Source organism: Methylobacterium carpenticola, assembly GCF_042748905.1.
Taxonomy (GTDB): Bacteria; Pseudomonadota; Alphaproteobacteria; order Rhizobiales; family Beijerinckiaceae; genus Methylobacterium; species Methylobacterium carpenticola.
The window spans coordinates 836,859-859,426 of sequence record NZ_JBHZEO010000001.1; the positions used below are offsets into that span (position 1 = coordinate 836,859).

Consider the following 22,568-nt stretch of genomic DNA (forward strand, 5'->3'; position numbering starts at 1 on the left):
GCCGGAGCCGCTGCGGCTCCCGCAAGACCGCGTGTAGCAGTCGGGCCCTTGAGGCGCGTTGAATCGGATCCGCGAAAACCGCGGACCCGTCTCAGGATTTGGCAAGGATTGTCCGCCCCGATGGCCGAACCTGTCCGATAGGGGGCCGGCCGCGCGGCATGACCGACGAGGAGTTTCATCGCCGATGCCGCTCGACCCCCGGCTCCGCCGCTATCTCGAGGTCATCGCCTTCGCGGGCGGAGGCCGGCCGACGACGATCGCGGCCCGCCGCACGGGCCTCGAAGGGCTCGGCCGTCTCGCGGGCGCGCCGGTGCCGGTCGCATCCGTCGAGGACCTCGCCCTCGACGGCGCGGCCGGCGCCCTGGCCGGGCGGCTCTACCGGCCCCTGGCGCCGTCCGGCGCGGGGCTCCTGTATTTCCACGGCGGCGGCTTCGTGGGCGGCAGCCTCGACGCCCACGACGCGATCTACCGCCGCCTCGCGACGGCGAGCGGCTGCACCCTCGTCGCGGCGACCTACCGGCTCGCTCCCGAGCATCCGTTCCCGGCCGCCCATGCGGATGCCCGGGCGGTGCTGTCCGGTCTCGCCGGGCATCTCGCGGCGCTCGGCCTCGATCCCGCTCGGCTCGCGATCGGCGGGGATTCCGCAGGGGCCAATCTGGTGGCGGGCTTGTGCCAAGCGGTGCGGGACGCGGGCGGGCCGCCGATCGCCGCCCAGCTCCTGCTCTGCCCCGTGCTCGACGTGGCCGGGGAGGGGGAATCCTACCGGCTCTACGGAGAGGGGCACGGCCTCGACCGGGCGACGCTCGCCCTCGACATCGCGGCCTATGCGGCCGGGGCGGATCCGGCCGATCCGCGCCTGTCGCCCCTGCGGGCGCCCTCGCTCGCGGGGCTGCCGCCGGCGCTGATCCACACGGCGGAATGCGACATGGTGCGGGACGACGGGGCCGCCTACGCGGAGCGCTTGGCGCAGGCCGGCGTGGCGGTGCGGCACACCTGCCATCCCGGCATGATCCACCACTTCTACGGCATGGGCGGACTCATCCCGGAGGCGGGACAGGCCCTCGATGCGATCGGCGCCGAACTCGGCGCCGTGCTGTCCGCGTCCCGCTCCCGCGGCGGCGCCGTCCGTTGAGACCGGCGCCGCCGCGGGAGCGCCCGGGCTTCAGGACGCGGCTGCTCGGCGGCGCGTGGCCGGGGTGCGCAGGACGGCGTCGGGGGCCGCCTTCTTGGCCGCGGCCGGCCGGCGCTTCTGACCGAGGCCGATGCTCTTGGCGAGTTCGGAGCGCTGCGCGGCGTAGTTCGCGGCCACCATCGGGTAGTCGAGCGGCAGGCCCCACTTCTGGCGGTACTGCTCGGGGGTGAGGCCGCGGGTGGCGAGGTGGCGCTTCAGCGACTTGTACTGACGCCCGTCCTCCAGGCTGATGATGTAGTCCGGCGTGACCGACTTGCGGATGGAGATCGGCGGGACCAGCTTCTCGGGCTCGGGCGCGGCACCCTTGCGCAGGCCGCTCAGGGCCGTGTGCACCGATGTCAGCAGCTCCGGCAAGGCCGAGGCCGGCACTGCGTTGCGGGTGACATAGGCCGCAACGATGTCGCTCGCGAGCGCGATCGTCGCGGCGCCATCGATCGAGTTATCCGCCGTCATAAGGCTGGTCCCCTGTGCTTTTCGCTCCTCGGCACCTGTGGACGGTGCTCGGGATCATCGTGAGACCTAGGTCGAAGGTCGGAGATGGGTGCCGGTTACGATCCCCAATGACTGAAATCCCAGGTCGGTCACCCAAATGGGTGATGACGCCGATAAGTCAATCGCCTCTGCTGCCGGGTGGTGAATGGAGGCAGCCTTGAGCGAGTTCGGTCCTGTTCCGTCCTGGGCCCGGCGGCGCATGCAGCGGGTCCGCGAGCGGAGTCGTGGTGGGAAGGTCGTGCGCTGGATCGCCTTCGCGGCATCCGATCGAATGCAAGCTCCGCCGATGGTACCCGCCGAGGTTGCGTCCGCGGCTCCAGCCGGCAACGTGATCCCGTTCGCGCCGCGCGCGACCGGCGCCGAGGCCGACAACGCCGCGGCCTGAGCGTTGCGCGCCGAACCGGTGATCCACGGGGGCGAGCAGGCGCAGCATGAAAAAGGCGGGTCGGCGCTCGCGCGCCGCCCGCCTCGTGCGTCGGAACGGTTATCGATTCCTCAATGCGCCTCGCGCAGGGACACCGCGGCCGGCCGGAGGCCGAAGCGCTCGGCGAGATGCCAGCGCAGTTCGCGGGAAGAATGATAGCCGTAGCTCTTGTCGATGAGATGGCTGATGTCGATCGGGCCATGGCCCTCGCCGTAGCGGCTGATCTGATCGACATGGAATGTGCTGCCGTCGTTGAAGACGGACGGGGCGCCGGAGCGCCGGGAGTACTCGAATATCATTGTTGGGTCGTTTCTTGTCTCGTTGCAGCGCTCCCGAGGGAGCGCCTGTGTCGGTGTCGTGGGCGACCGGACGCGGTGTCCGGCGCCGGGCGGACCGGGCCGCCCGGGGCAGGCCGTGGGGCCCGCCGGGACCGTTAACCCTCAGGCGACCTGAAGGTTGCCGGCCGAGACCTTCCCGCTGCGCTTGTCGGTCTGAAGCTCGTAGGAGAGCTTCTGACCCTCGGCGAGGCCGCGCAGGCCGGCCCGCTCCACAGCCGAGATATGGACGAAGACGTCCTTGCCGCCGTCATCCGGCTGAATGAAGCCGTAGCCCTTCTGGTCGTTGAACCACTTGACAGTACCAGTATTCACGAAGTCGTCCTCGTCTCGTGCAGGATTCCCCGACCGAAGCGGCCTGGCGGGCCGGTCGGCGCGACAGCGTCTGCGGCGGGGAAAGCGATGGGAAAGTCCGGCCCGGCTCGCGCTCGGCGCAAGCCGTCCGCCCGATTCGCTGATCCACATGTAGGGGGCGTATGGGGCCGGAACAAGGCCGGGATCTGCGATCAGGGGTTGGTGCGCCCGCGCTGGTCGGGGTCGATGCCGCCTTCCGGCGTGGTGTCGTTGGCGACATCGCCCTCCTCGGTGTTGACGCCCGCGAGGTCCGCCGGGTCGGCACCGGCGCGGGTCGTGCCCTTGCTGGTGCCGATGCCGGGATTGCCCTTCAGGTCCGCATCGGTCGGGGTCGTGGTCTTCGGCTGCTTCGACGTCATGCACGCTCCTCGTTCGGGAGAGGGGAATTCGGCGATGGATGCGCTCAACGGTTGAGAGCCCGTTCGAGTTCGCTCCGGCTCATGCGCGAGCGGCCCTTGATGTCGCGGCGCTTGGCCTCCGCGTAGAGGTCGGCCCGGCTCGCCTCCGAGCGCGTCTCGCGCTCCTTGCGGCGGGTGCGGCGGAAGGTGCTGCGGTTCTGCTCCGGAGTGTCCTGATTCGAGGCGCCCGCCTCGCGCAGGGCGATGGCGATGGCCTGCTTGGGATTGGTGACGGCGCGGCCGTCGCGCTGCGCGAGGTCGCCTTCCTTGAATTCGTGCATCACGCGTTCGATGGTGCGCTTCTGCGCGTCAGTGGTGCGGGCCATGGCCGGACTCCGGCATTCGGGTTTCGCGACTTGACTCCACAACGCCGCAATGCACGGACCGTTCGCCGGTCATGCGCAACCTTGCCTGTCGCATCCGCGCGTCTCTCCCCATATAGGTCAGGGCGTAAAGACGGTCGGGTCGTTCATGGCGGGTATCTCGGTTTCTCTCGAAGGCTCCAACATCCAGCTCTCGTTCCAGAAGGATGACCAAGCCACGGCGGTCGTCATGGACGCGCGCGCCGCGCGCGCGCTGGTGCGCGCCGTGGGGCAGCTTCTGACGGCCATCGACGAGAGCGACGAGACGGATGCGGGCGACGAGATGAGCGAAGAGGACATCGCCATGCTCGACGTCACCTCCCCGGTGATCGAGGTCGGCACCGACGAGAGCGGGCAGGCGGTGGTGGCGCTCCAGGCGGGCGCGCTGCCGCCCTTTCAGCTCCGCCTCACGGACGAGGAGGCCCGCCACGTGGCGACGAGCCTCAACGAGATCCTGAACGCGCCGCGCGACGTGCGCACCTCGCACGGCGGTCACTGAAGCCGGGACCTCACATCCGGATGCCGGGATCCGTCGGGCCGCCCGGCAGGTAATCGGGTTCGGACCCTGGGCCTTTCGGATCGCTCACGCCGGGATCGTTCACGGGATAGGGGCTGCGCGGACCGGTCGGGCCGGTATCCGGCAATTCGTCCGGCTGGGTCGGCGGGACGTCGGTGGGCGGGGTGCCGGGGTCGGGCAGGCCGGGATTGGCCATGGCGGCCCTCCTTTCATCCATGGTGTTCGGTGTGGGGAATCAACCGGGGGGGCTCCGGGGCGGTTCCGGCCGAGGGGACGGCGCCGCAGGCGGGAACTGCGGCAGGCGGGGTCGGTTGCCCCGGCGAGATCCCCAACCCCGGAGACATGGCATGCCCGACATCCGCCAGGCGAAGATCCTCATCATGGCGACCGATGGTTTCGAGCAATCGGAACTCGAAGTGCCGAAGACGACGCTGAGCCAGGCCGGCGCCACGGTGACGGTCGCGGCCCCGAAATCCCGGCAGAGCGGCGATTCGATCCGGGGCTGGGACGCGAAGGATTGGGGGCGGCCGGTGAAGGTCGATGCCGACATCGAGAGCATCGATCCTGCCGGCTTCGACGCCCTGGTGCTGCCCGGCGGCCAGATCAATCCCGACAAGCTGCGGCTGGAGCCGAAGGCGCTGGAGATCCTGCGCAGCTTCCTCGGCAGCGGCAAGGTCGTGGCCGCGATCTGCCACGCGCCGTGGCTGCTCGTGGAGGTCGGCGCCGCCAAGGGGCGCAGGATGACCTCCTACGCCTCGATCAAGACCGACGTCATCAACGCGGGCGCCGATTGGCGCGACGAGGCGGTGGTCACCGACAAGGGCATCATCACGAGCCGCAACCCGGGCGACCTCGACGCCTTCTCGGCGAAGATCATCGAGGAGGTTCAGGAAGGCCGCCACGACCGCGCGGCGTGACCGGGCGGGCTGGGGAGGGACGGGCGCTTCTCCCCTCTCCCGAGCGGGGGAGGGGCCGCCTCTTCCTCAAGGCGCGTGCCCGGGCGGCCCCACCGTCACGCCTCGTGGCCTTCGGTCTCCATCAGGATCTCGCGCTTGCCGGCGTGGTTGGCGGGACCGACGATGCCCTCCCGCTCCATCCGCTCCATCAGCGACGCCGCCCGGTTGTAGCCGATCTGAAGACGCCGCTGGATGTAGCTCGTCGACGCCTTCTTGTCCCGCAGCACCACCGCGACCGCCTGGTCGTAGAGGTCGGCCGCCGGATCGGCGAAGCTGCCCTGGTCGAAGACCGGCGCATCGGCCGGGGCGGCCTCGGCCTCCTCTTCGTCGGCGGTCACCGCGTCGAGATAGGCCGGCCGGCCCTGGCGCTTGAGATGGGCCACGATCGCCTCCACCTCGTCGTCCGACACGAACGGGCCGTGAACCCGCGTCGTGCGGCCCCCGCCCGCCATGAACAGCATGTCGCCCTGACCCAGAAGCTGCTCGGCTCCCATCTCCCCCAGGATCGTGCGCGAGTCGATCTTCGAGGTCACCTGGAACGAGATCCGCGTCGGGAAGTTCGCCTTGATCGTCCCCGTGATCACGTCCACCGAGGGCCGCTGCGTCGCCATGATCAGGTGGATGCCCGCCGCCCGCGCCATCTGCGCCAGGCGCTGGATCGCCCCCTCGATGTCCTTGCCGGCCACCATCATCAGGTCGGCCATCTCGTCCACGATCACCACGATGTAGGGCAGCGCGCCCAGGTCCATCACCTCGTCCTCGTAGACCGCCTCGCCCGTCTCCCGGTCGAAGCCCGTCTGCACCGTCCGCGTGATCACCTCGCCCCGCTCGCGCGCCTCCGCCACCCGCGCGTTGAACCCGTCGATGTTGCGCACGCCGAGCTTCGACATCTTCTTGTAGCGCTCCTCCATCTCGCGCACGGCCCATTTGAGGGCGATGACCGCCTTCTTGGGATCGGTGACCACCGGCGAGAGCAGGTGCGGGATGCCGTCGTAGACGGAGAGTTCCAGCATCTTGGGATCGACCATGATCAGGCGGCACTCCTCGGGCTTCATGCGGTAGAGGAGGGAGAGGATCATGGTGTTGATGGCCACCGACTTGCCGGATCCGGTGGTGCCGGCGACGAGCAGGTGGGGCATGCGGGCGAGGTCGGCGATGATGGCCTCGCCGCCGATGTTCTTGCCGAGGCAGAGGGCGAGCTTCTGCTTGGTCTCGGCGAAGGCGGGGCTGGAGAGGATCTCGCGCAGGTAGACGGTCTCGCGCTTGACGTTGGGCAGCTCGATGCCGATGGCGTTGCGGCCCTGGACGACGGCGACGCGGGCCGAGATGGCGGACATCGAGCGGGCGATGTCGTCGGCGAGCGAGATGACGCGCGAGGACTTGGTGCCGGGTGCGGGCTCCAGCTCGTAGAGCGTCACCACCGGCCCGGGCCGCACCGCCAGGATCTCGCCCCGCACCCCGAAATCCTCCAGGGTCGATTCGAGCAGCGTGGCGTTCTGCTCCAGCGCGTCGGTCGAGACGGTGGCGCTCGGCGAAGGCCCGCGCGGCTCCGCGAGGAGCGCGAGCGCGGGCATCTCGTAGGCATCCGCCTGCACGGGAGCGGACGCCGGGGCCCGCCGGGGCGCGAGCGGGGGCGCCGGCGGGGCGACCCGGCTGCGCGGGGCGGCCTCGGCCTCCTCGGGCGCGGGGCCGGCCGGGGCCTTGCGCGGGGCCGGCCGCACATCGCCGAAGGTCGGCTCGCGGCGCCCTGGTGCGGCGGGGGTGCGGTCCGTCTCCACGGTCTCCTCGTCCCAGAGGGCGTCGTCGCCCTCCGCGAAGGCGCGCCGGGCGGCGAGAGCCGGGGAAGCCTCGTCAGGCTCGAGGGCCTCGGCGCCGCGGCGGCTCTCGCGCCAGGACACGATCCGCTGTGCCACGTGATCGCGGGCGCTCAGGGCCCAATGAGTCAGGGCGTCGAGGCTGGCGATGCCGAGACCGGGGCCATCGTCGTCGCGGGCCTGGGCCGCGGGACGGCGGCTGCGCGTCGGGGTGCGGGTCGGCGCGGCGAGGTAGAGGTCGGCATCCTCGTCCTCCTCCTCGTCGGCGTCGCCGAGGCTGCAGGCCGCCGTGAGGCAGATCACCGCCGCGGCCGCGTAGGCGAAGCCCGCGAGCGCGCCCACCGGCCCGAGCACGGCCTTGGCGGCGCCGAGCAGCGCGTCGCCCGCCACGCCCCCGAGGCCGGTCGGTAGGGGCCAGCGGGCGGTGGGGGGCAGGGCGCTCGCCACCGCGCTCGCCGCCGCGGCCCCGACGAGCCACAGGGCGAGCCGGGCCTTCAGCCGGCCGAGCCGGTGCGTGCGCAGGATCTGAACGCCCCAGACGGCCAGCGGCAGCGCGAAGGCGAGCGCCCCGAAGCCGATCAGCTGCATGCCGAGATCGGACACGATGGCCCCGCCGGAGCCCAGCAGGTTGCGGGCGGGCCGGCTGGTCGCGTGGTTGAGGCTCGGGTCCTCGACCGACCACGTCGCCAGGGCGAGGGTGAAGGCCACCGAGCCGAGCAGGAGCGTGAGCCCTGCCAGCTCGGTCATGCGCCGCTTCAGGAACGAGCGGAGCGTGTCGACGAGTGCATCGTAGGGCGATGCCGAGCGGCGAAGCGAACGCATGCGAAAGCGAACCGGGTACGCGGAACCTTCCACAACCTAGGGCTCGCGAGGTTAATGCCCGTTTAAGACTAACGGCCTCAAGACGTCTTGAGAATCAACGATTTGGCGCGGGGCGGGGCCGCCCGAACGACGAGAGCCCCGGCCGGGATGGCCGGGGCTCTCTCGCGGCCGGGACTGGCCGCCCATGCGGGCGGCCCTCCGGGGTCAGTAGTTGTAGGCGCGCTCGCCGTGATCCGCGACGTCCAGACCCTCGCGCTCCTCCTCCTGGGTGACGCGCAGGCCGACCAGGAGATCCACGACCTTGTAGAGGATCGCCGAGCCGATGCCCGACCACAGGATGGTGAAGCCGACGGCCTTGGCCTGCGAGATGAAGGCGGGGCCGAACTCGTAGGCGGCCGCGACCATCTCGCCGGGCTTGGCGGCGTAGTCGGGGGCGCCGGTGCCGCCGAGGGCCGGGTTGACCAGGATGCCGGTGGCGAGAGCGCCGATGATGCCGCCGATGCAGTGCACGCCGAACACGTCGAGCGAGTCGTCGTAGCCGATGGCGTTCTTCACCGCCGAGCACATCACGAAGCAGGCGGCGCCCGCCACGAGGCCGAGCACGATCGAGCCCATCGGGCCGGCGAAGCCGCAGGCCGGGGTGACGGCGACGAGGCCGGCGACCGCGCCCGAGAGCATGCCGAGCAGCGAGGGCTTGCCCTTGGCGGCCCATTCCACGAACAGCCACGACAGGCCCGCCGCGCAGGTGGCCACGAAGGTGTTGATCATCGCCAGGGCGGCGGAGCCGTTGGCCTCGAGGTTCGAGCCGGCGTTGAAGCCGAACCAGCCCACCCACAGGAGCGAGGCGCCGATCATGGTCATGGTCAGCGAGTGCGGGGCGAGGAGGTCGCGGCCGTAGCCGATGCGCTTGCCGATCAGGAGGCAGCCGACGAGGCCCGCGACGCCGGCATTGATGTGCACCACGGTGCCGCCCGCGAAGTCGAGGGCGCCCCACTTGAAGAGCATGCCCGCGTCGGCGTTGACGGCGTCGAGCGCGTCCTGGGCGGCCTTCTTGGCGGTGTCGTCGGTGGCCGCGGCGAGCGCCTTCGCGGCGTTGCCGACCGCGTCCGGGCCGCCCCAGTACCAGACCATGTGCGCCATCGGGAAGTAGATGAAGGTGACCCACAAAGCCGTGAACAGCATGAGCGCCGAGAACTTCATCCGCTCCGCGAAGGCGCCGACGATCAGCGCGGGCGTGATCATCGCGAACGTCATCTGGAAGCAGATGTAGACGTATTCGGGGATGACGACGCCGTTCGAGAAGGTGCCCACCGTGCTGTTCGGGTCGATGCCCTTCAGGAAGGCCTTCGAGAAGCCGCCCACGAAATCGTTGAGGCCGCCGCCGTTGGTGAAGGCGAGGCTGTAGCCGTAGAACACCCAGAGGATGCCGACGAGGCTGACGATGGCGAAGACCTGCGTGAGCAGGGACAGCATGTTCTTGGTGCGCACGAGGCCGCCGTAGAAGAGCGCCAGGCCCGGCACCGACATCAGCAGCACCAGGGCCGTGGAGATCAGCATCCAGGCGGTGTCGCCCTTGTTCGGCACCGGCGCCGCGGCCGCGGCCGGCGCGGCCTCGGTGGTCGGCGTCTGCGCCAGCGACGGCTCCACCAGGAGGAGCGCCAGGGCGGCGCCTCCCAGGCCGAGAGCCAGGAGGTTGCGAAGCTTCATGGGAACGGAACTCCCGATCGATACGATCACAAACGGGTCAGGTTGAGAGGCCGCCGCGCCGGGCGCGGGCAGGGAATCACGGCTGTTGGATCACGACTCCTCGATCGCGGCGCCCCGATCAGAGCGCGTCGGCGTCGGTCTCGCCGGTGCGGATCCGGACGGCCTTCTCGAGCGGCAGGACGAAGATCTTGCCGTCGCCGATCTGGCCGGTACGGGCCGCCGCCGCGATGGTGTCGACGACGTTGCCGACGAGGTCGGAGGCCACCGCCACCTCGATCTTCAGCTTGGGAAGGAAGCTCACCGCGTACTCGGCTCCGCGGTAGATCTCCGTATGGCCCTTCTGCCGACCGTAACCCTTGACTTCGGTCACGGTCAGGCCGTGCACGCCGATGCTGGTGAGCGCGTCGCGCACTTCCTCCAGCTTGAACGGCTTGATGATGGCCATGACGATCTTCATGGGTCGTGCCCCCTTTCCGATTGGCACCCGGTTCCCGCGCTGGTGAGGCCCGGCCGGCAGCATGACGGGGATGCCGCTCGCTGCGGGCACCCGTCGCGCCCCGCATATCAAGGAACGTGCCAGAATCTTCGGCGGGCCTTGCGGACAAGCTGCCCGGTTCCTGGGCCGATTGCGGAGAATGAAGCCGATCCGGCCGGCAGGGCAGATTAAATTTTGTGCATCTGCAAACGGAATAATCAAAAGCGGGCCGGGCTCGCGCCTCAGCCCGCCGGCTTCTCCTGCACCGGACGGATCATGCCCTCCTGGGCCACCGAGGCGACCAGGGTGCCGTCGCGGGTGAAGATCAGCCCGCGGGCGAAGCCGCAGGCACCCGAGGCGCTCGGGCTGTCCTGGGCGTAGAGCAACCACTCGTCGGCGCGGAACGGGCGGTGGAACCACAGGGCGTGGTCGAGGCTGGCGGGCTGGATCGAGCGCTCGAAGACGGTCCGGCCATGGGCGGCGAGCGAGGTGTCGAGAAGCGTCATGTCGGAGGCGTAGGCGAGCACGCTCTGATGCACGGCGGGATCGTCCGGCAGGGGCGCGGTGGCGCGGATCCAGACGTGGAAGCGCGGCGGCTGCGGAGTGCGCTGCGTGTAGCGCTCCGGCTCGACGGGGCGCAGCTCGATCGGGCGCTCGCGCTCGAAATAGGCCCGCACCGGCTCGGGCATGGCGGGCATGATCGAGGCCCTGAGGCCGGTCTCGTCGGCGAGATCCTCCGGCATCGGCACGTCGGGCATCGGCATCTGGTGGTCGAAGCCCGGCTCCTCCAGGTGGAAGGAGGCCGACATGGCGTAGATCGGGCGTCCGTGCTGGATCGCGGTGACGCGGCGGGTGGTGAAGCTGCGCCCGTCGCGGATGCGGTCGACCTCGTAGATGATCGGCACGCGCGGGTCGCCGCCGAGCAGGAAATAGGCGTGGAGCGAGTGGGGCCGGCGCTCGGCCGGTACCGTGCGGCTCGCGGCGACGAGGGCCTGCCCGATCACCTGCCCGCCGAAGACGCGCTGCCAGCGATCCTTGGGCGAGCGCCCGCGGAAGAGGTTCTGTTCCAGCTGCTCCAGATCGAGGATGTCGAGAAGTTCGTCGACCGCGCGCGTCATCAGCGTTTTCCAGATCCCGGACAGGCGAGAAGCGGGGCGATCTGGCGCGGGCCCGCGCGCGCCGTCAAGCGGCGGTGCCCCGTGCTTCGTGCTATGGCGGGCCATCGGCAGGGAGGGCGGCGGGATGGCGGCACAGGCTCGGCCTCATCGGGAGATCATCGTGGCGGGGGGCGGATTGCCCGGCCTCTCGCTCGCCGTGGCGCTCCGGCGCGCCTTCGGCGAGGCGGTCCGGATCACGGTCTGCGACCCGGCCTTCGCGCGTGCCGGCGGTCCCGATCTGCGGGCCTACGCGGTGGCGGCGGGCGGGCGGCGGATGCTGGAGCGGCTCGGCGTCTGGCCGGCGGTGGCGGCGGGCGCCCAGCCCATCCGCGAGATGGTCATCACCGACAGCCGGCTCTCCGACCCGGTGCGGCCCACCTTCCTCACCTTCGCCGGCGAGGTGGAGGAGGGCGAGCCCTTCGCACACATGGTCGAGGGCGGCGCCCTGCTCGGGGCCCTGCGGGCGGCCGCGGCGGAGGCGGGGGCGATCCTCGATCCGACGCCGGTGAGGGCGGCGGTGCCGGAGAGCGGCGCGATCACGGCGCGGCTCGCCGATGGCCGCTCCCTGCGCGCGAGCCTCGTCGTCGCGGCCGACGGCGCCCGCTCGCGCCTGCGCGAGGCGGCCGGCATCAGCTGGATCGGCTGGTCCTATCCGCAATCCGGGATCGTCGCGACGGTCTCGCACGAGCGCGACCACGAGGGCCGGGCGGTCGAGCATTTCCTGCCCTCGGGCCCCTTCGCGATCCTGCCGCTCTCCCCCGGCGGCTCCCTCGGCCACCGCTCCTCCATCGTCTGGACCGAGCGGCAGGCGGACGTGCCGGCCCTCCTCGGCGGCGACCGCGAGGACGCGCTGCGCGAGGTGGAGCGCCGCTTCGGCCTCACCCTCGGCGCGCTCGCCCTGGAGACGCCGCTCGCCGCCTATCCGCTCTCCTTCGGCATCGCCCGGCGCTTCGGCGCCCCGCGGCTCGCGCTCCTGGGGGATGCCGCGCACGTGGTCCATCCGATCGCCGGCCAGGGACTCAATCTCGGCCTCAAGAGCGCGGCGGCCCTCGCCGAGGCGCTGACCGACGCTATGCGCCTCGGGCTCGATCCGGGCGGACCGGACGCCTTGCAGGCCTACGAGCGCAGCCGGCGGGCCGACACCCTCGCCATGGGGGCGGCGACGGACGGGCTCAACCGGCTCTTCTCCACCGACGTCCTGCCGGTCCGCCTCGTGCGCGACTTCGGGCTCGGGCTGGTGGACCGGCTGCCGGCGCTCAAGCGCCTCTTCATCCAGGAGGCGGCGGGCCTACGCGGTGCGCAGCCGCGGCTGATGCGGGGCGAGGCGCTCTGAGGCGCGGGCCCTGATGTCCGCGCACAGGATGGCGGCGGCGAGATAGCCGGTCAGCGAGACGGCGACGGTGGCGGGGCGGATCGGCTGCTCGAAATGGGCGCTGACGCTCATTCGCTTCCTCCCGATTCGGTGCCCGGCGATGGGAAGCCGAAATCGGGCGCGGCGTGAAGCCGGTGCCGGTTCACGGTTTCTCGATCGGGGACGCGGACGGCGGGCATGCGGACGGGGAGCCGCCCCGTCGATGTCATGACGCGCCCCGCGATTTCCGTCGCCCGGTCGGGCGACGGCATGCCCTGTCCCGTGCGGGGCGTTGTGCGCGTGCAAGCGGCCAATCCCATTCATGGCATGCGCTGTCGGTCCTCATCCTGAGAGGGCGCGAGGCGCCCGCCGGATGCGGTCCGCCGATGAGCCGGCAGCCGCGCCCTATCCCCGCAACTCCGCCAGCTTCTCCACCAAGCGCGGATCGTGCAGGGCGGCTATCCGCTCCTTCGGGGTCAGCCACTCGGCCGCTTCCGCCGCGCTCACGGCCTCGGCGAGCTTCGCCTCGGCGAGCGTCCGCTCGGCGTCGATCCGCCCGCGCGGGCGCGCGGCCGGGGGCGGCAGCATCGCGAGATGGATCTCGCGCAGGGTCGGATCGGCCTGGATCGCCGTGATCGCGTCGGAATCGTCGAAGCCGCGCGCGGCGTTCTCGGCCTCCAGCGCCTTGGCGCGCACCGCCACCGGCGGCGGCTCGCGCTCCTCGGGAGTCATCAGGAGGCCGAGCCGCTTCAGCGCGAGGCCCCAGGCGAGCTGGCCGCTCGCCCAGGAGATCGGGATCGCCAGGACGAGGCCGAGGATCGTCGGCGACATCCACAGGAACAGCGAGGTGGCGATCGCGAAAGCCGCGGCCCCCGAGACGAGGCCGAGGATCGTGTGCCAGCGGTGGCGGCGCACGATGTCGCGGAACGGGATCGAGCCGTCGTCGCGCCGCTGCGGGTTCCAGCCGGTGTCGCGCCCGAGCAGGATCTGCACCACCGAGCCCGACTGGATCAGCATGGCGATCGGGGCGATCAGCGCCGAGAGCAGCGTCTCGATCAGGCCGGAGAGGACGAGGCGGAGGGCGCCCCCGCTGGCCCGCCGCACCCGCCCGTCGAGGAGGCCGAGGATCAGGCCGAACAGCTTCGGGGCGAGCAGGATGCCCATCGTGATCCCGAAGAGCTGGAGCGCGCGCACCGGATCGAAGCGCGGCCAGACCGGATAGAGCCGGAACTCGCTCGGGAAGTATTCGGGGCGGATATAGGCGGTCTGGAGGGCCAGCGCGACGCCGACCACGAGCTGGGCCGCCCAGAGCGGGGAGGCGACGTAGCCCGCGATGCCGGTGGCGAAGTGCTGGCGCGAGGGCAGCTTGAGGCCGGCCGCGCCGATGATGCGGGCGTGCTGGAGGTTGCCCTGCGCCCAGCGCCGGTCGCGGACCGCGATGTCGATGAGCGAGGGCGGGCTCTCCTCGTAGGAGCCGCCGAGGTCGGGGATCATGTAGACGCCCCAGCCTGCCCGCCGGATCAGCGCCGCCTCGACGAAGTCGTGGCTGAGCACGTGGCCGCCGAAGGGCGGCTTGCCCGGCAGATCCGGCAGGCCGCAATGGGCCGCGAAGGCCTTGGTGCGGATGATCGCGTTGTGGCCCCAGTAATTGCCGTCCCGTCCCGACCACAGGGCGAGGCCCGTGGCGATGACCGGCCCGTAGATCCGCGCCGCGAATTGCTGCACGCGGGCGAACAGGGTGTTGCGGTTGATGATCAGGGGCAGCGACTGGATGATGCCCGCATCCGGATCCGCCTCCATGGCGGCGGCGAGGCGCACCACGCAGTCGCCGCTCATCAGGCTGTCGGCATCGAGCACCAGCATGTGGTCGTAGTGACCGCCCCAGCGGGTGACGAAATCCGCGATGTTGCCCGCCTTGCGGTGGTGGTTCTTCGGCCGGTGGCGGTAGTAGAGGCGGATCTCCGGGCCGAGCTTCTCCCGCAGGGCCAGGAAGGCGCGCTCCTCGGCGACCCAGGCGTCGGCCTGGGTCGAATCCGACAGGACCCAGTAGTCGAAGCGGGCGCCCTGGCCGGTGGCCTCGATCGATTCCCGGATCGCCTCCACGGCCGCGAAGGTGCGGGCGGTGGCCTCGTTGTAGACCGGCATCACCACCGCGGTGCGGCTCGTCAGCGGGCCGGGCGCGGGCGCGGGCGGGCGCCGCCGCAGCAGCGCGCCGAAGCCGAGCAGCGCCGAGGTGAAGGCGAGCGCGATCCACGAGAAGTTCAGCGTGAACAGCAGCAGCAGCAGCAGCTGCAGCCATGTGGCGCTGCCCGCCACGGTCACGACCTCGTACATCTCGAAGGCGCCGTAGGCGGTCATCAGCGCCGCCGCCCCGAACACGAACAGCCGCGCGAGGCGCGGGCTCGGATAGGAGGCGCCGCGGTGGCCGAGCGAGGGTGACCAGCGGCGCAGGTCCTGCACCGGCATGGCGAGCGGCGCCTCGGGCGGCACCGGGGGGGCGGGGGACGCCACCGGCGTCACAGGGTCCAACGAAACAGCCATGTCTCACTGACGGGTTGGTCGCCGTTCTTGACGACGAGGCGCATCTCGCAGGCGGTCTCGCCGCCGGGATCGAGCTCGAAGACGGCGCGTACCGTCTTGCGCTCGGGATAGAGGTAGAGCAGGGGCCGGAATTGCGGGTCCCGCTTCACCGGCGGCGCATCGGGCTTGGGCTGCACGATCGCGCCCGGCGAGGCGGTGACCGAGAGCTTCAGGGCCTCGGGGGCGACGCCCGGCGCGAAGGGGGCCTCGCCGGCGAAGTCGACGAGGAAGAGCCGGCGCTTGCCGCCGCTGCCCCTGCCCACCCGCGTGCCGGTGCAGCGCGCGAGCGGCGGCGCCCCCGGCACGTCCCAGCACCAGAACTGCCGGTAGCTGAAGGCGGTCTCCTTGGCGATCGGCTCCTTCGGGCGCCAATAGGCCAGGATGTTCTCGTTGACCTCGGATTCGCTCGGGATCTCGATGAGCTGCACCGCGCCCGCGCCCCAGGGGTGCTGCTCCCGGCCCGGGCCCCAGGTGTTGTAGGGCTCCACCCACAGGCTCGGCCGGCGCTCCCAGCGCTGCACGTCGTCCTGATAGGCCGCGTAGTCGCGGTCGCGCTGCACCAGCCCGAAGCCCTTCGGGTCCTGGTCGAGGAAGGAGGAGATCTGCAGGGTCTCGGGGTTCTGCACCGGCCGCCAGATCGCCTCGCCCCAGCCGTTGCGGATCTGCAGGCCGCAGATCTCGTGGGCGGCGGGCCGGGCATCGTCGACGGCGCGGTGGTCGGCCGCGCCGAACAGGTAGGCGCCCGTCATGCCGCCGATGCCGACATGCTCGAGGGTGGTGCGGGGGCACAGGGTCGCCTCGATGTCGACGATCGTGGCGTCGCCCGGGCGCAGGGTCATGTGCAGGGCCGCCGTCGCCGATTCGGAATCGAGCAGCGCGTGGATCGCGATCTGGCCGCTCGCGGGGGCCGGGCGCTCCAGCCAGAAGGCCCGGAACATCGGGAATTCCTCGCCCCGCGCCTCGGCCGGACGCAGGGTCAGGGCCCGGGCGGTGACGCCGTAGCTCTGGCCCGCCGCCAGCGCCCGGAAGAACGAGGCGCCCTGAAAGATGGCGCAATCGGTGAGCGGGCCGCCGCCGAAGCTCGCGTAGAGCCGGAAGCCCGAGAAGCCGAGGTCGCGGCCCTCCTCGGGCGGGCTGGTCTTGCGGAAGTCGAACCGGCCGCGGTCGTAGGCGATGCGGCGCACGATCCCGTCCTCCACCGTGTGGAGGGCGACCGCGTTGGCGAAGAGGTAGCCCCGGTGCAGCGGTTCGAGCACGAAGCCGCGGCCCTCGTCGCGCCAGAGCAGCAGCTCGGGCCTCGGCCGGATGCCGACATATTGCTCGTAGGTGAGCTTGCCGAACGGGTCGGGCAGGTCGTTCGGCGGGGCGGCGTAGGGCTTGGCGGCGAGCGCGCGGGCCAAGGCCACGACGGTGCCGGGGTCGAAGCGGTCGCCGTCGTTCAGGGTGGGCGCGGGCGGATCCTCGGCCCGGGCGCCGCCCGCGACGGCGATGCCTGCCCCGGCGAGGGCCAGCACCGCGCGGCGGTCGAGTCCGGGCCCGACATCGGCGGTGCGGGGAGAAGCGGGGCAGCGTGGTGTCATGCGCTCTCGTGCGGGGCGTGAGGGGTCTGGCAGGGCATGGCTCGCGTGCCGTTTACCACGCCGGAAGCTGAATTGGACGTTAAGATGGGCCCGGATGTCCGGTCGTATCATGCGTTTGCCCGCGCGCCCGATTGGGCTAGATCGGGGGCCCCGCGGGGCCGGTTCCGGGCCCGCGTCAGCCGGACGAAGAGCCCGAATGACCTCGACCCCGACCGCCCCCGGCGCCCGTTCGCTCCTGTGTGTCGTGCTGGCGGCCGGCAAGGGCACGCGGATGCGCTCCGACCTGCCGAAGGTGCTCCATCCCCTGGCCGGCCGGCCGATGCTCGGTCACGTGCTCGCCGCGGCGCGGGAGGCGGGGGCGGGCGGCATCGCCGTGGTGGTCGAGCCCGGGCGGGCCGACGTCGCCGCCGCGGTCGCGGCCGCCGCGCCCGGCGCCGCGGTCTTCCCGCAGGCCGAGCGCCTCGGCACCGCCCATGCGGTGCTCGCCGCGCGCCCGGCCCTGGAGGCGGGCTACGACGACGTGGTGATCGCCTTCGGGGACACTCCCCTGATCCGCCCCGAGACCCTCGCCCGCCTGCGCGCGCCCCTCGCCGAGGGCGCGGCGATCGCGGTGCTGGCCTTCGAGGCCGCAAACCCGACCGGCTACGGGCGCGTGCTGACCGCGGGCGACCGCGTCGTCGCGATCCGCGAGGAGAAGGATGCGAGCGCGGAGGAGCGCCGCGTCACCCTGAGCAATGCGGGCCTGATGGCCCTGTCCGGGCGGCTCGCCCTCGATCTCCTCGGCCGCATCGGCAACGCCAACGCCGCCGGCGAGTACTACCTGCCCGACGCGGTGGCGCTGGCCGTGGCCGATGGCGAGCGGGTCGCGGTGGTGCCGGTCGCGGAGGCCGAGGCGCAGGGCGTGAACGACCGGGTGCAGCTCGCCGCGGCGGAGGCCGCCATCCAGGCGCGCCTGCGCCGGGCGGCGATGCTCGGCGGCGCCACCCTGACCGCCCCCGAGACCGTCTTCCTCAGCCACGACACCCGGCTCGGCCGCGACGTGGTGGTGGAGCCGCACGTGGTGTTCGGGCCCGGCGTCGTGGTGGGCGACGGCTGCACCATCCACGCCTTCTCGCATCTGGAGAAGGCGACGCTCGAAGCCGGCGTCCAGGTCGGCCCCTATGCCCGGCTCCGGCCCGGCGCCGCGCTCGCCGCGGGTGCGCGGATCGGCAACTTCGTCGAGGTGAAGAACGCCGCGATCGGGGCGGGTGCCAAGGTCAACCACCTCTCCTACGTGGGCGACGCGGAGGTGGGGGCGGGCGCCAATCTCGGCGCCGGAACCATCACCTGCAACTACGACGGAGTGAACAAGCACCGCACCGTCATCGGCGAGGGCGCCTTCATCGGCTCGAACTCCGCCCTGGTGGCGCCGGTGACGGTCGGGACGCGGGCCTTCGTGGGCTCGGGCTCGGTGGTGACGCAGGACGTGCCCGCCGAGGCGCTCGCCCTCGGGCGCGCCCGCCAGGTGGTCAAGCCCGGCTGGGCCACGGGCAAGGCACCGAAGAAGAGCTGAGGGGCGCGGCCGTCGCGGGCCTGAGCGGACATGCGTGGGGCAATCCCGCTCGAGGTCCTGGTTTCGCATCGTTCTCACCGCCGACACGGTGACCGCTTCGGCGAATGATGCTTAACCACGGATCGTTCATGGCCATCGTCGCCCGGCCGCGGTACGGTGATCGGACGATCACGGGAGGCGGGCCATGCTCAAGCGGCCGGCGGACACCACGGTCCCGGATTTCTCCGGTCATCCGGATCTCGTCGTCATCTATCTCGGCATGCGGGTTCGAGCCTTGTACGGGCTCAAGACCCTGCTCGGCCTCGGGCCGGAAATCGATCGGGCCGGTGCCGCGCGACCGGATGGTCTGCTGCACTCCGAGAACGGCATCATCTACGGCTTCCGTCCCCTGCATATGGGCATGCGCTGGTACTGGCGCGACATGGAGAGCCTGGAACGCTGGGCGCGATCCGAGCCGCATCGTCGGTGGTGGGCGAACTTTCTCAGGGACAGCGGCGGCACCGGCATCTGGCACGAGACCTACCACATGCGCGGGGGCATGGAGGCGATCTACAGCGGCCCGCTGGCGGTCGGCTTCTCGGCCTTCCTGCCGATGCAGACCGCCCGCGGCACGATGACGAGCCGGCATCGCGCCCATGCCGCCGCCGATCTCGGCCATCTCCCCCTCGACAATCCGCCGGATGCCCGCCCGGCCGCCTGATGCGCCACCCGCGTCGCAGCCCCGACGGGGGAGGACGATCCGACAAGGAGGACGAGCTGGAGAGCCGTCGATCCCGACCTCCGGGGCATGGCGTGCGCGGCAGGGCTCCACTAGGGTCCTGCCGCATCGCCGATCCGCGCGATGGCGAGGCGGTGATGCGCGACCGCACGACCCTGCTTCCCGGCCTCGACGCCATGCGGCGCGCGTGCGGCACGCACACCGCAGGCGAAGGCCTCTCGCGGAAGGGGCCCGCCTCCGGCTACGATAGTCCGGTCAATCCCATGACCATGGGGCCGCGCGGCGGGTTCGCGGCGCTCCGCATCCGCCTGGACGGGGGCGCATGAGCGCGAGCGACGATCCCGATCTGCGCGCCGCCGAGTATGTCCTCGGCACGCTCGACGCTGCGGAGCGGGCCGCCTTCGAGCGCGACCGGGCCGCGGATCCGGCGCTCGCCGCCGCCCAGGCCGCCTGGGAGGCCCGCCTCGCGCCCCTCGTCGAGGCGCTGCCGCAGGCCTCGCCGAGCCCGAGCGTCTGGGTGGCGCTCCGCGACGCCCTGCCGGCGCGCCAGCGCGATCCCGCGGCGGCCGATTCCGCCGCCCTGCGGCGCTGGCGCCGGATCGGCCTCGGGGCGAGCGCCCTCGCCGCCGGCCTCGCCCTGTTCGTCGCGGTCGACATGCTCGCGCCGCGCCGGCCCGCGGCGCGCTACCTGGCGGTGGCCGGCCGCGACGGCGAGCGGCCGGCCCTCGTCGTGACGATCGATGCCCGCGCGGGCACCGTGCAGGTGCGTGCGCTCGCGGTGGAGGTGCCGCGGGGGCGTAGCCTCGAACTCTGGTTCGTCGCGCCGGGGAACGCCCCGCGCTCCCTCGGTCTCGTCGCCGATGCGCCGCGTACGCGCCTGATGCTGCCGGCCGACCACGCCGGGATCGAGGGGGCCACCCTCGCCGTCACCGTCGAGCCCCCGGGCGGCTCGCCCTCCGGCAGCCCGACCGGGCCGATCGTCTATCGCGGGGAACTCGTGCGCGATTGAGACTGGCCGCATACGTTTTCCGCCGCCCGCCGGACGGGTGCCCTGATTCCGCCGCGGCGGCGTGGCTCCTCGTCACCGCTGGCGGGGCAGGGGGCGCAGAGGCTAGAGTGCCGCGCTTCAGGCCCCGCTCGGGGCGGTCCGGCGCTTGCGCGGGGCCATGCAATGAGGTGCGCCGGTGCCCCGGAGCGGGACGCCGCCGTTCAGAATCGAGGCGAGCATGTGCGGCATCGTTGGAATCGTCGGTCGTGACGCCGTGGCGGGGCAGGTGATCGATGCCCTGCGGCGGCTCGAATATCGCGGTTACGACTCGGCCGGCATCGCCACCCTGGAAGAGGGCCGCCTGGAGCGCCGCCGCGCCGAGGGCAAGCTCACCAACCTCCAGCTCAAGCTCCTCCAGAACCCGCTCTCGGGCGCCATCGGCATCGGCCACACCCGCTGGGCCACCCATGGCCGGCCCAACGAGACCAACGCCCACCCGCACGCCACCGACCGCCTCGCGGTGGTGCATAACGGCATCATCGAGAATTTCCGCGAGCTGAAGGCCGAGCTTCAGGCGCAGGGCTGCGTCTTCGAGACCGAGACCGACACCGAGGTCGTCGCCCAGGCGGTCACCCAGGCGATGCGCGGCGGCCTCTCGCCCGTGGCGGCCGTCGAGGTCACCCTGCCGCGCCTGCGCGGCGCCTTCGCGCTCGCCTTCCTGTTCGCGGGCGAGGAGAACTTCCTGATCGGCGCCCGTCACGGCGCCCCGCTCGCCATCGGCTTCGGCGAGGGCGAGACCTATCTGGGCTCCGACGCGCTGGCGCTGGCGCCCTTCACGGACGAGATCACCTATCTGGACGAGGGCGACTGGGCGATCCTCACCCGCGAGGGCGCCGAGATCCGCGACCGGCAGGGAGCGGTCGTCGCCCGGCCGCGGCAGAAGATCGCCACCCAGGCCTTCCTGATCGACAAGGGCAACTACCGCCACTTCATGGCGAAGGAGATCCACGAGCAGCCCGAGGTGGTGGGCCGCACGCTCGCCCACTACGTCGATCTCGCCCAGAGCCGGATCGCCCTGCCGGAGGCGCTGCCCTTCGACTTCGCCAGCCTGTCGCGCCTGTCCATCACCGCCTGCGGCACCGCCTACTACGCGGGGCTCGTCGCCAAGTACTGGTTCGAGCAGCTGGCGCGGCTGCCCGTCGAGATCGACGTCGCTTCGGAGACCCGCTACCGCGAGCCGCCGCTGGAGAAGGGCGGGCTCACCCTCGTGATCTCGCAATCGGGCGAGACCGCCGACACGCTGGCCTCCCTGCGCTACGCCAAGGCGCAAGGGCAGCACGTGCTCGCCGTGGTCAACGTGCCGACCTCGACCATCGCGCGGGAGGCCTCCGCGGTGGTGCCGACGCTCGCCGGCCCCGAGATCGGGGTCGCTTCCACCAAGGCGTTCTCCTGCCAGCTCACCGTGCTGCTCTGCCTCGCCATCGCGGCGGGCCGGGCGCGCGGCACCCTCGATGCGGCGCAGGAGCGCCGGCTGATCGACGCGCTGATCACCGTGCCCGGCCTGATGGCCGAGGCGGTGAAGCGCGAGGAGGAGATCGAGGTGCTGGCGCGCGAGATCGCCAAGGCGCGCGACGTCCTCTATCTCGGCCGCGGCACCGCCTACCCGATGGCCCTCGAAGGGGCGCTGAAGCTCAAGGAGATCTCCTACATCCACGCCGAGGGCTACGCGGCGGGCGAGCTGAAGCACGGGCCGATCGCGCTCATCGACGACAACGTCCCGGTGATCGTGATCGCGCCGCACGACGCGATCTTCGAGAAGACCGTGTCGAACATGCAGGAGGTCGCGGCGCGCGGGGGCCGGATCGTGCTGATCGGCGATGCCACGGGGGCGGATGCGGCGGGGCTCGACACGCTGGCCACCCTGCGCATGCCGGCCCTCGACCCGGTGGTGGCGCCGATCGTCTACGCGGTGCCGATCCAGCTCCTGGCCTACCACACGGCGGTGGTGCTCGGGAAAGACGTCGACCAGCCGCGCAACCTCGCCAAGTCCGTCACAGTGGAGTGACGCCCCTCGGCGTCACGCCTCGGCGCGGTGCTCCTGCCGCGCCGCTTCCCAGACCTCGCGGGCGGCGTCCGCGTTCATGGCCGCGATCCCGAGCCCGACCAGCAGGTCGGGCCAGGCGGAGCGCCACAGGAAGGCCGTGACGAGACCCGCCCCGACGATCGCCACGTTGGCGACCGCGTCGTTGCGGGCCGACAGGAAGGCGGCCCGGGTCAGGCTGCCGCCGTGGGCGCGGTAGGAGGCCAGCACCAGCGCGCAGGCGAGATTGACTGCGAGCGCCCCCAGCCCCGTGAGCGAGAGCGCCACCGCCTGCGGCGGGACCGGGGTGTTGAACTTCTCCCAGGCCGTCCAGAGGGTCGCGAGCCCCGGCACCAGCAGGATCAGCGCCAGCGCCATGCCGACCCGGGCGCGGTTGCGCGCGCTCCAGCCGAGCGCCACCAGGATCAGCAGGTTGATCGAGGCGTCCTCCAGGAAGTCGATGCTGTCGGCGAACAGCGACACCGACCCGATCGCCGTCGCCACGGCGAACTCGATGCCGAAATAGCCGAGGTTCAGCGCCGCCACGAGCGCCACCGCGCGCCGCAGGCCGGCCGTGTCCGTCATGGGCCGCATCATCGCTCCATCCCCGCCGCTCCAGGTCTTTGATTTTACCGCATTTTCTGCGACGAACCGGTATCCGCTCCGTCGGACGATGCTCTAGCGGGCGCGCGCGTGCGCGTCACGCCGGCTTCC

Annotated in this window: 24 protein-coding genes; 10 read left to right on the forward strand and 14 right to left on the reverse strand. The window is 71.9% G+C overall.

The genetic code is table 11. The features are described from left to right. Positions 1-184 precede the first annotated feature (184 nt). Positions 185-1,132: an alpha/beta hydrolase gene (locus ACE101_RS03965; RefSeq protein WP_379126250.1), complete on the forward strand. Its 948-nt coding sequence runs from the start codon at positions 185-187 to the stop codon at positions 1,130-1,132. A 30-nt stretch (positions 1,133-1,162) separates the two neighbouring features. On the opposite strand, the gene ACE101_RS03970 is transcribed toward ACE101_RS03965, so the two are convergent. Beyond that, entirely contained in the window at positions 1,163-1,645 is a 483-nt protein-coding gene (locus ACE101_RS03970) for a Ros/MucR family transcriptional regulator (RefSeq protein ID WP_379126251.1), read from the reverse strand. 196 nt (positions 1,646-1,841) lie between these two features. On the opposite strand from ACE101_RS03970, the gene ACE101_RS03975 reads away from it, so the two are divergent. Further along, complete coding sequence (locus ACE101_RS03975; protein ID WP_379126252.1) at positions 1,842-2,069, forward strand: hypothetical protein; 228 nt, start codon at positions 1,842-1,844, stop codon at positions 2,067-2,069. Between the two features lie 110 nt (positions 2,070-2,179). Here the strand turns inward: ACE101_RS03975 and ACE101_RS03980 are convergent, their stop codons facing one another. The 4 genes from ACE101_RS03980 to ACE101_RS03995 form a co-directional block, all read right to left on the reverse strand. Next, on the reverse strand, positions 2,180-2,407 hold the full coding sequence (locus ACE101_RS03980; protein ID WP_379126253.1) for an AsnC family transcriptional regulator: 228 nt from the start codon (positions 2,405-2,407) through the stop codon (positions 2,180-2,182). A 141-nt stretch (positions 2,408-2,548) separates the two neighbouring features. Continuing rightward, entirely contained in the window at positions 2,549-2,758 is a 210-nt protein-coding gene (locus tag ACE101_RS03985; RefSeq protein ID WP_379126254.1) for a cold-shock protein, read from the reverse strand. A gap of 191 nt (positions 2,759-2,949) precedes the next feature. Continuing rightward, the gene (locus tag ACE101_RS03990; RefSeq protein WP_379126255.1) at positions 2,950-3,156 is read right to left on the reverse strand and encodes a hypothetical protein; all 207 of its coding nucleotides are present in this window, start codon (positions 3,154-3,156) and stop codon (positions 2,950-2,952) included. A 44-nt stretch (positions 3,157-3,200) separates the two neighbouring features. Further along, positions 3,201-3,521, reverse strand: coding sequence for a DUF6496 domain-containing protein (locus tag ACE101_RS03995; RefSeq protein WP_379126256.1), 321 nt, complete (start codon positions 3,519-3,521; stop codon positions 3,201-3,203). A gap of 145 nt (positions 3,522-3,666) precedes the next feature. On the opposite strand from ACE101_RS03995, the gene ACE101_RS04000 reads away from it, so the two are divergent. Continuing rightward, positions 3,667-4,056, forward strand: coding sequence for a hypothetical protein (locus tag ACE101_RS04000; protein ID WP_379126257.1), 390 nt, complete (start codon positions 3,667-3,669; stop codon positions 4,054-4,056). Positions 4,057-4,066: 10 nt separating this feature from the next. Here ACE101_RS04000 and ACE101_RS04005 read toward each other — a convergent pair whose 3' ends face one another. Continuing rightward, positions 4,067-4,270, reverse strand: a complete 204-nt coding sequence (locus ACE101_RS04005) for a hypothetical protein (protein WP_379126259.1) — start codon at positions 4,268-4,270, stop codon at positions 4,067-4,069. A 151-nt stretch (positions 4,271-4,421) separates the two neighbouring features. Between ACE101_RS04005 and ACE101_RS04010 the strand changes: the two genes are divergently transcribed. Continuing rightward, positions 4,422-4,991, forward strand: coding sequence for a type 1 glutamine amidotransferase domain-containing protein (locus tag ACE101_RS04010; RefSeq protein WP_379126261.1), 570 nt, complete (start codon positions 4,422-4,424; stop codon positions 4,989-4,991). A 95-nt stretch (positions 4,992-5,086) separates the two neighbouring features. Here ACE101_RS04010 and ACE101_RS04015 read toward each other — a convergent pair whose 3' ends face one another. The 4 genes from ACE101_RS04015 to tesB all read right to left on the reverse strand — a co-directional run bounded on the left by ACE101_RS04015 (position 5,087) and on the right by tesB (position 10,966). Then, the gene (locus tag ACE101_RS04015; RefSeq protein WP_379126262.1) at positions 5,087-7,666 is read right to left on the reverse strand and encodes a DNA translocase FtsK; all 2,580 of its coding nucleotides are present in this window, start codon (positions 7,664-7,666) and stop codon (positions 5,087-5,089) included. A 204-nt stretch (positions 7,667-7,870) separates the two neighbouring features. Next, positions 7,871-9,373 carry an ammonium transporter gene (locus ACE101_RS04020; protein ID WP_379126263.1) on the reverse strand — a complete coding sequence of 501 codons (1,503 nt, stop codon included), beginning with the start codon at positions 9,371-9,373 and terminating at the stop codon, positions 7,871-7,873. Between the two features lie 118 nt (positions 9,374-9,491). After that, entirely contained in the window at positions 9,492-9,830 is a 339-nt protein-coding gene (locus ACE101_RS04025; protein ID WP_379126264.1) for a P-II family nitrogen regulator, read from the reverse strand. 260 nt (positions 9,831-10,090) lie between these two features. After that, positions 10,091-10,966: an acyl-CoA thioesterase II gene (tesB, locus tag ACE101_RS04030; RefSeq protein WP_379126265.1), complete on the reverse strand. Its 876-nt coding sequence runs from the start codon at positions 10,964-10,966 to the stop codon at positions 10,091-10,093. Positions 10,967-11,090: 124 nt separating this feature from the next. Here tesB and ACE101_RS04035 point away from each other — a divergent pair, with 124 nt between their 5' ends. Next, entirely contained in the window at positions 11,091-12,338 is a 1,248-nt protein-coding gene (locus ACE101_RS04035) for an FAD-dependent monooxygenase (RefSeq protein WP_379126266.1), read from the forward strand. On the opposite strand, the gene ACE101_RS04040 is transcribed toward ACE101_RS04035, so the two are convergent. From ACE101_RS04040 to ACE101_RS04050, 3 genes are all read right to left on the reverse strand, one after another. Next, positions 12,294-12,449, reverse strand: coding sequence for a hypothetical protein (locus tag ACE101_RS04040; RefSeq protein ID WP_379126267.1), 156 nt, complete (start codon positions 12,447-12,449; stop codon positions 12,294-12,296). The genes ACE101_RS04035 and ACE101_RS04040 overlap by 45 nt on opposite strands. Before the next feature lie 312 nt (positions 12,450-12,761). After that, the gene (gene mdoH / locus ACE101_RS04045; RefSeq protein WP_379126268.1) at positions 12,762-14,897 is read right to left on the reverse strand and encodes a glucans biosynthesis glucosyltransferase MdoH; all 2,136 of its coding nucleotides are present in this window, start codon (positions 14,895-14,897) and stop codon (positions 12,762-12,764) included. Further along, positions 14,873-16,516 (reverse strand): OpgD/OpgG family glucan biosynthesis protein, encoded by a 1,644-nt coding sequence (locus ACE101_RS04050; RefSeq protein WP_379126269.1) that lies wholly within the window; start codon positions 16,514-16,516, stop codon positions 14,873-14,875. The genes mdoH and ACE101_RS04050 overlap by 25 nt, the downstream gene beginning before the upstream one ends. A 196-nt stretch (positions 16,517-16,712) precedes the next feature. Here ACE101_RS04050 and glmU point away from each other — a divergent pair, with 196 nt between their 5' ends. The 5 genes from glmU (at position 16,713) to glmS (ending at position 21,839) form a co-directional block, all read left to right on the forward strand. Further along, a complete protein-coding gene (gene glmU, locus ACE101_RS04055) occupies positions 16,713-18,068 on the forward strand; it encodes a bifunctional UDP-N-acetylglucosamine diphosphorylase/glucosamine-1-phosphate N-acetyltransferase GlmU (RefSeq protein ID WP_379126270.1) in 1,356 nt (451 codons plus the stop codon). 184 nt (positions 18,069-18,252) lie between these two features. Then, the gene (locus tag ACE101_RS04060; RefSeq protein ID WP_379126271.1) at positions 18,253-18,768 is read left to right on the forward strand and encodes a DUF4188 domain-containing protein; all 516 of its coding nucleotides are present in this window, start codon (positions 18,253-18,255) and stop codon (positions 18,766-18,768) included. A 155-nt stretch (positions 18,769-18,923) separates the two neighbouring features. Next, positions 18,924-19,112: a hypothetical protein gene (locus ACE101_RS04065; protein ID WP_379126272.1), complete on the forward strand. Its 189-nt coding sequence runs from the start codon at positions 18,924-18,926 to the stop codon at positions 19,110-19,112. Beyond that, a complete protein-coding gene (locus tag ACE101_RS04070; RefSeq protein ID WP_379126273.1) occupies positions 19,109-19,795 on the forward strand; it encodes an anti-sigma factor in 687 nt (228 codons plus the stop codon). Before ACE101_RS04065 ends, ACE101_RS04070 begins: the two co-directional genes overlap by 4 nt. A gap of 217 nt (positions 19,796-20,012) precedes the next feature. After that, on the forward strand, positions 20,013-21,839 hold the full coding sequence (glmS, locus tag ACE101_RS04075; protein ID WP_379126274.1) for a glutamine--fructose-6-phosphate transaminase (isomerizing): 1,827 nt from the start codon (positions 20,013-20,015) through the stop codon (positions 21,837-21,839). 12 nt (positions 21,840-21,851) lie between these two features. On the opposite strand, the gene ACE101_RS04080 is transcribed toward glmS, so the two are convergent. Beyond that, positions 21,852-22,439, reverse strand: coding sequence for a cation efflux transmembrane domain-containing protein (locus tag ACE101_RS04080; RefSeq protein ID WP_379126275.1), 588 nt, complete (start codon positions 22,437-22,439; stop codon positions 21,852-21,854). Positions 22,440-22,568 lie beyond the last annotated feature (129 nt).